Here is a 10,103-nt window from a genome sequence, read left to right as displayed (position 1 = left end):
TACCTGATCGAACACGGCTACTACGAGGCCGAGGTGCTGGACCGGTACCCGTTCGAGTTCCTGCAGCAGATCTTCGACCACGCCTACGCCCAGAAGTTCCGGTTCCAGACCTTCCTCGGCGCCTTCAAGTACTACACCTCGTACACGCTGAAGACCTTCGACGGCAAGCGCTACCTGGAGCGTTTCGAGGACCGGGTCTGCATGGTGGCTCTGACTCTGGCCGACGGCGACACCTCCCTGGCCCGCAATCTTGTCGATGAGATCATCTCCGGCCGGTTCCAGCCAGCCACGCCGACCTTCCTCAACTCCGGCAAAAAGCAACGCGGCGAGCCGGTTTCGTGCTTCCTGCTGCGCATCGAAGACAACATGGAGTCGATAGGGCGGTCGATCAATTCGGCACTCCAGCTCTCCAAGCGCGGCGGCGGGGTTGCGCTGCTGCTGTCGAACATCCGTGAGCACGGTGCACCCATCAAAAAGATCGAGAACCAGAGTTCCGGTGTCATCCCGATCATGAAGCTGCTGGAGGATTCGTTCTCCTACGCCAATCAGCTCGGCGCGCGGCAGGGGGCCGGCGCGGTGTATCTACACGCGCATCATCCCGACATCTACCGCTTCCTGGATACCAAGCGGGAGAACGCCGACGAGAAGATCCGGATCAAGACGCTGAGCCTGGGCGTGGTGATTCCCGACATCACCTTCGAGCTGGCCAAGAAGAACGAGGACATGTACCTGTTCTCGCCCTACGACGTCGAACGGGTCTACGGCGCGGCCTTCGCCGACATCTCGGTGACCGAGAAGTACTACGAAATGGTCGACGACGCACGCATCCGCAAAACCAAGATCAAGGCGCGCGAGTTCTTCCAGACGCTGGCCGAGCTGCAGTTCGAGTCCGGCTACCCCTACATCATGTTCGAGGACACGGTGAACCGGGCCAACCCCATCGACGGCAAGATCACCCACTCGAATCTGTGCTCGGAGATCCTGCAGGTGTCGACGCCGTCGCTGTTCAACGACGATCTGTCGTACGCCAAAGTGGGCAAGGACATCTCGTGCAATCTCGGGTCGCTGAACATCGCCAAGACGATGGACTCGCCGGACTTCGCCCAGAGCATCGAAGTGGCGATCCGCGCTCTGACCGCCGTCAGCGACCAGACGCACATCACCTCGGTGCCCTCGATCGAGCAGGGCAACAACGACTCCCACGCGATCGGGCTCGGGCAGATGAACCTGCACGGCTATCTGGCCCGGGAACGCATCTTCTACGGCTCCGAAGAGGGCGTCGACTTCACCAACATCTACTTCTACACCGTGCTCTACCACGCGCTGCGCGCCTCGAACCGGATCGCCATAGAACGCGGCACCCGGTTCGCCGGCTTCGAGCGGTCCAAGTACGCCTCCGGGGAGTTCTTCGACAAATACACCGAGCAGGCCTGGGAGCCGGCCACCGACCGGGTGCGCCAGCTGTTCGTCGACGCGGACATCCACATCCCGACTCGGGACGATTGGCAGCGGCTCAAGGAGTCGGTGCGCGAGCATGGGATCTACAACCAGAACCTGCAGGCGGTGCCGCCGACCGGATCGATTTCCTACATCAACCACTCGACGTCGTCGATCCACCCGATCGTGTCGAAGGTGGAGATCCGCAAGGAAGGCAAGATCGGCCGCGTCTACTACCCGGCTCCGTTCATGACCAACGACAACCTGGAGTACTACCAGGACGCCTACGAGATCGGCTACGAGAAGATCATCGACACCTACGCCGCGGCCACCCAGCACGTGGACCAGGGACTGTCGCTGACGCTGTTCTTCAAGGACACCGCCACCACCCGGGACGTGAACAAGGCGCAGATCTACGCCTGGCGCAAGGGCATCAAGACGCTGTACTACATCCGGCTGCGTCAGATGGCGCTGGAGGGCACCGAGGTCGAGGGCTGCGTGTCCTGCATGCTGTGAGATTGCCCGCCGGCGGTGGCGCCGGTGTCGCGTGTCCCCGACGTCCGGGCTGACCAAGGCCGTGGCGGCTTCCAGGCGGTAGGGTTCGTGACGTGGCGAAACCGAGTCGGCACCAGCCCGGCGCCCAGTCGGCCAAGCATGGCGGGCGGGCCGAGTCGGGCCAGCCCGGCAGGCCAGGGGCGAAGGTCGACGCGCGCAGCGAACGCTGGCGCGAACACCGCAAGAAGGTGCGCGGCGACATCGTGGACGCGGCGTTCCGGGCCATCGATCGGCTGGGGCCCGAATTGAGCGTCCGCGAGATCGCCGAGGAAGCCGGCACCGCCAAGCCGAAGATCTACCGCCATTTCGCGGACAAGTCGGATCTGTTCCGGGCCATCGGCGAACGCCTGCGCGACATGCTGTGGGCGGCGATCTTCCCGTCGATCAACCTGGCCACCGACTCGGTACGCCAGGTGATCGGGTGCGCGGTGGAGGAATTCGTCGGGCTCCTCGACGAACACCCCAATGTGGTGCGGGTCTTCCTGCAGAACGGCGGGTCGGGGTCGCAGCCGAACGCGATGGTGCGGCCCTTCACCGAAGGCCGGGAGATCACGCTGACCATCGCCGAGATGTTCAACGACGAACTGCGGGACATGGAGCTCAGCGGCGCCGCACTCGAACTGGCCGCCTTCTCCGCCTTCGGCTGCGCGGCGTCGGCCACCGAATGGTGGCTGGGCCCGGAATCGGACAGCACGCGGTCGATGACACGGGAGCGGTTCGTCACCCAGCTGACCACGATCCTGCTGGGCGTCATCGTCGGCACCGCCGAGACGATGGGCATCGTGATAGACCCCGACAAGCCGATCCACGACACGGTGCCGACGGCGGCGGTGTGAGACATGGTCACGACCATCGCCGACACGCACAATTATCCGGTACCCTCGGTACTGGTTACCGAATGATTCCTCGTGGCGCGTTCGGACGCGCCCGTTCACACCGGCTCCGACAGGACGTACTCGCATGACCGATCTAGCGACTCCGGCAATCGACGAGGCCGGCCAAACCCGATCGGGCCTGCCGCCGGTGCGCACCCGCACCCTGATCATCGGTACCGGGTTTTCCGGCCTCGGCATGGCCATCGCACTGCAGAAGCAAGGCGTGGACTTCCACATCCTGGAGAAGGCCGATGACGTCGGCGGCACCTGGCGGGACAACTCCTACCCGGGCTGCGCCTGCGACATCCCGTCGCACCTGTACTCGTTCTCGTTCGAGCCGAAGCCGGACTGGCGGCACCCGTTCTCCTTTCAATCCGAGATCTGGGACTACCTCAAAGGCGTGGCCGACAAATACGGGCTGCGCCGCTACATCGAGTTCAACGCACTGGTGGACCGGGGCTACTGGGACGACGACGAGTGCCGCTGGCACGTCTTCACCGCCGACGGACGTGAATACATCGCCCAGTTCCTGGTCTCCGGCGCCGGCGCCCTGCACATCCCGTCCGTCCCCGAGATCGAGGGCCGCGGCGACTTCGCCGGCCCGGCGTTCCATTCTGCGCAGTGGGATCACGACGTCGACCTGAGAGGCAAGAGGGTTGCCATCGTCGGCACCGGGGCCAGCGCAATCCAGATCCTGCCCGAGATCGTCGGGCAGGTCGCCGAAGTCAAGCTCTACCAGCGCACTCCGGCATGGGTGGTGCCGCGATCCAACCCCGAGATCCCGCGGCGGCTCCGTGCGGCGATGGCGACCGTGCCGGGCCTGCGCGCACTGGTTCGCCTGGTGATCTATTGGGGCCAGGAATCGCTGGCGATCGGCATGACCAAACGCCCGTGGGCGCTGAAGTTCATCGAGCAGTACGCGAAGTACAACATCCGGCGCTCGGTGAAGGACCGGGAGCTGCGTCGCAAACTGACGCCGCACTACCGCATCGGCTGCAAGCGCATCCTGAACTCCACCACCTATTACCGCGCGGTCGCCGACCCGAAGACCGAGGTGGTGACCGAGGGGATCGAGCGGATCACCCCCGATGGGATCGTCAGCGCCGACGGCCGCGAACGCAAAGTCGACGTGATCGTCTACGCAACCGGCTTCCACGTCACCGACTCCTACACCTACGTGCAGATCAAGGGACGCAACGGTGAGGATCTGGTGGATAGGTGGAACCGGGAGGGGATCGGCGCGCACCGCGGCATCACCGTCGCCGGCATGCCCAACCTGTTCTTCCTGTTGGGGCCCAACACCGGTCTGGGCCACAACTCGGTGGTGTTCATGATCGAGTCGCAGATCCGCTACGTCGCCGAGGCCATCGCGATCTGCGACAAGAGAGGTGCGGCGGCGCTGGCGCCCACCCGCGAAGCGCAGGACCGTTTCAACGACGAGTTGCAGGCCAAACTGGCCGGATCGGTGTGGAACGCCGGCGGCTGTGCCAGCTGGTATCTCGATGAGCACGGCAAGAACACCGTGCTGTGGAGCGGCTACACCTGGCAGTACTGGCTGGCCACCCGGTCGGTGAAGCCGGGGGAGTACGAGTTCTTCGAAGCGGTCGAAACTCCGCGTGCCCGCCGGGCTGCGGCCACGGGGTAGGCGACACGCAAACACAACTTCTTGTGTTGCGTTGTCTTGTCGGCCACCAGGGGTAGTGTTTGTGGCGTAGGCAACACGGCCCAACTCGTCGTAGTTGGGTTCGTAGCGAAGTTCGTAGTGAAGTGGAGTTCCGGTGACTGGAAACGTACTGATCGACCGCGTCGCAGCGATCAACTGGAACCGTCTGCACGATGAGAAGGACGCCGAGGTCTGGGACCGGTTGACCGGTAACTTCTGGCTGCCCGAGAAGGTGCCGGTGTCCAACGACATCCCGTCCTGGGGCACGCTGAGCGCCACCGAGAAACAGCTGACCATGCGGGTGTTCACCGGCCTGACGATGCTCGACACCATCCAGGGCACCGTGGGCGCGGTCAGCCTGATCCCCGACGCGCTGACGCCGCACGAGGAGGCGGTGCTGACCAACATCGCGTTCATGGAGTCGGTGCACGCCAAGAGCTACAGCCAGATCTTCTCCACGCTGTGTTCGACCGCCGAGATCGACGACGCGTTCCGCTGGTCGGAGGAAAACCCCAACCTGCAGCGCAAGGCCGAGATCGTGCTCCAGTACTACCGGGGGGACGACCCGCTCAAGCGCAAGGTGGCCTCCACGCTGCTGGAAAGCTTCCTGTTCTACTCCGGCTTCTACCTGCCGATGTACTGGTCGAGTCGGGCCAAGCTGACCAACACCGCCGACATGATCCGGCTGATCATCCGCGACGAGGCGGTGCACGGCTACTACATCGGCTACAAGTTCCAGCGCGGACTGGCCGCCGCGGACGAGGCGCGGCGCACCGAACTCAAGGACTACACCTATGAGCTGCTGTTCGAGCTCTACGACAACGAGGTCGAGTACACCCAGGACCTCTACGACGAGGTCGGCCTGACCGAGGACGTCAAGAAGTTCCTGCGCTACAACGCGAACAAGGCGCTGATGAACCTCGGCTACGAGGCCCTGTTCCCGCGTGACGAGACCGACGTCAACCCGGCGATCCTCTCCGCACTGTCACCCAACGCCGACGAGAACCACGACTTCTTCTCCGGGTCGGGTTCGTCGTATGTGATCGGCAAGGCCGTGGTCACCGAGGACGAGGACTGGGACTTCTGACGCCGCCGCGCCGAGTGTGAATCCCGCGACGTTCAATCGGGGTGTCGCGTCGCGGATTTCACACTCGACGGGTTGACCGGCGGGCCGCCCGGGCGCGGGGGCGGCACCCAGCCTTGCAGCACCCGGCGGCCGATCAGCTGACAGCCGTGGGTGTGCGCCAACTGCTTTGCCGCGCTGGTGAAGTCCTGGTTGCTGACGACGATGCTGCGGGTGCATCCGTGGTGGCGCGCGCCGGAGACCACCTGCTGCACGGCGGATACCCCCACCGGTTTGCTGTGGCGTTTGCACTGGATCGCGGCCACCTGGCCGTCCTTCTCGGCGATCAGGTCCACCCCGTAATCGCCGACCCGCGGGGTGAGGCTGACCTGCCAGCCGGCCCTGCTCAGCCGGGTGGCGACGTAGTCCTCGAACTCGATGCCGTCCATCGCGTCGATCACCGCCATGCTCACCGGCCGCCTGCCCGACAATTCGCGCACGGCCAGCCAGACCAGCGCCGTCAGCAGCAGGGCCAGGTAGAACACGACGAAGCCGGCCCCCGGGTCGTGGCGGGCGACGCCGCCGACCAGCCCCGCGAGCACCGGGATTCCGACGACGATCTTGCGCACCAGCCGATGATAGGGATGGGTACCGTCACGCACCGCCGAGTGTGAATCCTGCGACGCTCACGCGGCGTGTCGCGTCGTGGGATTCACACTCGACCGGTGCGCGCGTCACAAGGTCGAGATGTCGATGACGAACCGGTAGCGCACGTCGCTGGCCAGCACCCGCTCGTAGGCCTCGTTGACGTAGTCGGCGTCGATGACCTCGATTTCGGGGGTGACCCCATGTTCGGCGCAGAAGTCCAGCATCTCCTGGGTCTCGACGATGCCGCCGATGCAGGATCCCGACAGGCTGCGCCGCGCCATGGCCAGCGCGAACGCCGGCACCTTCATCGGGTGCTCGGGAATCCCGAGTTCAACCAGGGTGCCGTCGACGTCGAGCAGGCTCAGATATTGGCCGAGATCGAGATTGGCCGAGACGGTGTTGAGGATCAGGTCGAAACTCCCGCGCAGCTTCTTGAAGGTCTGCGGGTCGGCGGTCGCGTGGTAGTCGGTTGCGCCCAAACGCAATCCGTCTTCCATCTTCTTCAGCGACTGCGACAGCACACTTACCCGGCAGCCCATCGCCGCACCCAGCTTGACGCCCATGTGGCCCAGCCCGCCCAGGCCGATGACCGCCAGGCGGGTGTCCGGGCCCGCGTTCCAGTGCCGCAGCGGGGAGAACAGGGTGATGCCCGCACACAGCAGCGGCGCGGCCTTGTCCATGGGCAGCGACTCGGGGATGCTCAACACGAAATCCTCGTTGACCACGACCGATTGGCTGTATCCGCCGTAGGTGGGTGTGCCGTCGGCGTCGATGGCGTTGTAGGTGGCCGTCGAACCGCCCGAACAATACTGTTCGAGCCCTTGCCGGCAACTGCTGCAGCGCCGGCAGGAGTTCACCAGGCAGCCGACTCCGACGTTGTCGCCCACCCGGTGCCGGGTCACTTCGGCGCCAACCGCGGTCACCACGCCGGTGATCTCGTGGCCGGGCACCACCGGATAGTTCGGTGTGCCCCACTCGGCCTTGACCGTGTGGATGTCCGAATGGCAGATGCCGGCGAACTTGATGTCGATCGCCACATCGTGGGGCCCGGGCTCGCGACGGGTGATGGTCGTCCTGGTCAGCGGCGCGGTGGCCGAGGTGGCGGCGTAGGCGTTGACAGTGCTCATCGGTAGGCCCTTTCCTTCGGGTGCGTTGCCGAAAATTTTAGTCAGGGCAACCGGATCGGGCCATGCCGGAAGCCGCGGATGTGCCTATCGCCCGGTGCAGGGGGCAGGGCAGCGGGCAGCGGGCGGGGGGCGGCGGGCGGGGGGCAGGGCAGCGGGGGGCAGGGGGCAGCGGGAGGGGGGCTCTCGCACCGCGGTTCAGGGGCTGTCGCGGTTCAGGGGCTACCGCCATTTCCTCCGGCTCCGCCGTCCCCGCCGATCGGGACCAGGCCGTTGTCCCCGGTGCCGCCGCCACCTCCGCCGCCGCCGCCGCCGGTGTTGGAATCACCGCCGCTGCCCGCGTCAGCGCCGTTGCCACCGGCGCAGCCGGCGCCACCGGAAGTGCCGCCGGTGCCGCCGGGGCCACCTTCGCCACCGTTGCCGCCGGCGTTCTGGAATGTGCCGCCGTCGCCGGCTTCACCACCGTTACCACCTGAGCCACCGGCACCGCCGACTCCGGTGGTGCCTTCACCGCCTTCGCCTCCGGCACCACCGAAGCCACCCAGGGCTTCCCCGTCCTCGTCACCGCTGTTGCCGCCGTCGCCGCTGTTGCCGCCCGCTCCGCCGGCCCCGCCGATGCCGCCCACACCCCCGGAGCCGCCGGCCCCGGCTTCCCCGTAGAGCCAGCCCGCGTTGCCCCCGGCGCCGCCGACGGCCCCGGCACCTGCGGCGCCCCCATCGCCGCCCCGCCCGAGCAGGCTCGCCGACCCGCCGGCACCGCCCGCGGCCCCGACAGTGGTCTGCGAGTAGCCGTCGCCGCCTTCGCCGTACAGCCAGCCTCCGGGCTTCCCGTTGATGCTGGCCGCGGTGTCGTCGGCGCCGTCGCCGATCAGCGGGCGCCCGGTATAGGTGACGAACGGATCGTTGATCGTGTCGAGGATCTGCTCGCCCACGCTGGCCGCAGAGAATGCCTCGGCGCTCGCGTAGGACGCCGACGCGCTGGCCAGCGATGCGGTAAACCCCTGGTGGAACACCGCCGCCTGGGCGCTCACGGCCTGATATGCCTACCCGAACTCTTCGAAGACCGCGGTCATGGCGGCCGACACCTCGTCGACTCCGGCAGCGGCCAGGCCGGTCGTCCGTGCCGCCGCTGCGGCGTTGGCCTCGTCGAGTGCCGCGCCGATATCGGCTACCCACGCGGGCGCCGCGGCCAATTGATCGGAAGAAACAACGACAAACGACATGAACTCACGCTCCCCGAGTGGGCCGTGCAACCGTCCGGTGATCGCTGCACACCAGAGTTTGAATTCATGGTGCATTTCGGCACTCGATAGAAAGTGTAGCTCTATTTCACAGTATGAATACAGTAATTCAGCCGAAAATCAGTAAATGCGAATGAAGTTGTGAAAAATACCGCGCCTATATTGGGTGTTGGGGCACCGACGCCGTTGGGGCACCGACGCCGCGGTCGAGTGTGAATCCCACGACGCCCCATCGGCGTGTCGCGTCGCGGATTTCACACTCGACCAGGGGGCCGGGGGTGGGCCGATTCGGCGCGTACAGGTGTCAGTTGATCGGCGCGCTGATCCAGCCGGCATCGACGACGACGCCCCGGGCGGCGATCACGCCCTGGCCGGTGTGCCAGATCTCGTCGTTGACGACGAACACCCGGTTGTCGCGGGTGGCGCCGAGCTTGCGCCAGGGGGTGCTGTCGAAGACGGTCGCGGCACGCTGGGCAGCCGTCTTCGATGCGCACGAGACGAAGATGATGTCGCCGTTGGCCGCCGAGAAATCCGGGTCGCGGGCCAGGTCGGCGGTGGTGGTGCCGAATTCGATGTAGGGCTTGTCGGTGAACCGCTGGGGTATCGGGCGGTCCACCCCGACCGCGCTCAGCACACTGGCCGCGAAGTTGTCCGCGCCGTAGACCCGCATGGTGGTGTCGGTCAGCTGGACCACCGACACCTGGAAGTGCGGTGCGTCGTGCTTGTCCCCGGTGGTGGCGGCGTACCGGGCGAAGTCCTCGATCAGTGCGCCGGCCGCCTCACCGCGGGCCGTCGCGGCGCCGATGCCGCGCAGGTTGTCCGCCCAGGCAGCCCCGGGTGCGCCGGTGAACACCGTCGGCGCGATCGCCGCCAGTTGCGGGTACAGGTCGGGCGCCGAGCCCGCCGAGCCCAGGATCAGATCCGGGTGAGTCTCGGCGATCGCACTCACCTCGGGCGCCTCCTGCGACCCGACGGCCGGCAGGTCGGCCACCACCGTTCCCAGATAGGACAGCTGCGTCGACGACCCGGCGGGCAACGCCGCGGCAACGATCCGAGACTGCAAGCCCAACGCGCACAGCGCGTCCAACTGGCCCACGCCGAGCACGACGATCCGCTGCGGGTCGGCCGGCACCTGCACCTCGTCGGGGGCCGCGCCCGCCGCGTTGGGGGCCGGCCGGGTCGGCGGTCCGGGATCGGCCGCCGCGGCGTCCGGGGCGCACGACTGGTCGGGCTTGCGGGTGTTGCCCAGCACGCCGGCGCCGGCGATCTGGGTGGTGGGGGTGACCAGGGACCCGGATGAGAGGCCGCCGGATTTGCCGGATTGAGCCGAGCCGCACCCGACGCAGGCGAGCGCGATCGCTGTCGCGAAGACGGTGGCGAGGCTGGATCGGAGGCCTCCGGAGTGCACGCGGTCGACGTTAACATCCGGCGGGGGGCTGGGGGCCCGTTGCCGACCGGGCGGCCTGGGGCAGGGGGCCTGGGGCAGGGGGCCGACCC

Annotated in this window: 8 protein-coding genes and 1 pseudogene; 4 read left to right on the top strand and 5 right to left on the bottom strand. The window is 66.8% G+C overall.

What is annotated here, in order from left to right:
• From nrdE to nrdF, 4 genes are all read left to right on the top strand, one after another.
• A partial coding sequence (gene nrdE / locus ACK5M9_RS13240; protein ID WP_416893621.1) for a class 1b ribonucleoside-diphosphate reductase subunit alpha occupies nt 1–1,953 on the top strand: 1,953 nt, incomplete at its 5' end.
• Nucleotides 1,954–2,045: 92 nt separating this feature from the next.
• Nucleotides 2,046–2,828: a TetR/AcrR family transcriptional regulator gene (locus tag ACK5M9_RS13235; protein ID WP_416893620.1), complete on the top strand. Its 783-nt coding sequence runs from the start codon at nt 2,046–2,048 to the stop codon at nt 2,826–2,828.
• Nucleotides 2,829–2,952: 124 nt separating this feature from the next.
• Nucleotides 2,953–4,512: a flavin-containing monooxygenase gene (locus ACK5M9_RS13230; RefSeq protein ID WP_416893619.1), complete on the top strand. Its 1,560-nt coding sequence runs from the start codon at nt 2,953–2,955 to the stop codon at nt 4,510–4,512.
• A gap of 133 nt (nt 4,513–4,645) precedes the next feature.
• Nucleotides 4,646–5,617: a class 1b ribonucleoside-diphosphate reductase subunit beta gene (nrdF, locus tag ACK5M9_RS13225; protein ID WP_416893618.1), complete on the top strand. Its 972-nt coding sequence runs from the start codon at nt 4,646–4,648 to the stop codon at nt 5,615–5,617.
• Nucleotides 5,618–5,649: 32 nt separating this feature from the next.
• On the opposite strand, the gene ACK5M9_RS13220 is transcribed toward nrdF, so the two are convergent.
• From ACK5M9_RS13220 to ACK5M9_RS13200, 5 genes and pseudogenes are all read right to left on the bottom strand, one after another.
• Entirely contained in the window at nt 5,650–6,255 is a 606-nt protein-coding gene (locus ACK5M9_RS13220; RefSeq protein ID WP_416893617.1) for a restriction endonuclease, read from the bottom strand.
• 72 nt (nt 6,256–6,327) lie between these two features.
• Nucleotides 6,328–7,368, bottom strand: a complete 1,041-nt coding sequence (locus ACK5M9_RS13215; protein WP_416893616.1) for an NAD(P)-dependent alcohol dehydrogenase — start codon at nt 7,366–7,368, stop codon at nt 6,328–6,330.
• A 212-nt stretch (nt 7,369–7,580) separates the two neighbouring features.
• Nucleotides 7,581–8,297: a PGRS repeat-containing protein gene (locus ACK5M9_RS13210; RefSeq protein WP_416893622.1), complete on the bottom strand. Its 717-nt coding sequence runs from the start codon at nt 8,295–8,297 to the stop codon at nt 7,581–7,583.
• A 27-nt stretch (nt 8,298–8,324) separates the two neighbouring features.
• Nucleotides 8,325–8,588, bottom strand: a pseudogene (locus ACK5M9_RS13205) (PE family protein); the annotation flags it as partial.
• 322 nt (nt 8,589–8,910) lie between these two features.
• Nucleotides 8,911–10,014 carry an iron-siderophore ABC transporter substrate-binding protein gene (locus tag ACK5M9_RS13200; RefSeq protein ID WP_416893615.1) on the bottom strand — a complete coding sequence of 368 codons (1,104 nt, stop codon included), beginning with the start codon at nt 10,012–10,014 and terminating at the stop codon, nt 8,911–8,913.
• Nucleotides 10,015–10,103 lie beyond the last annotated feature (89 nt).

It is taken from the genome of Mycobacterium sp., from assembly GCF_047975165.1.
Classification (GTDB): domain Bacteria; phylum Actinomycetota; class Actinomycetes; order Mycobacteriales; family Mycobacteriaceae; genus Mycobacterium.
The sequence above is the reverse complement of the archived record's forward strand: the minus strand, read 5'-3'. Positions and strand labels throughout refer to the sequence as shown.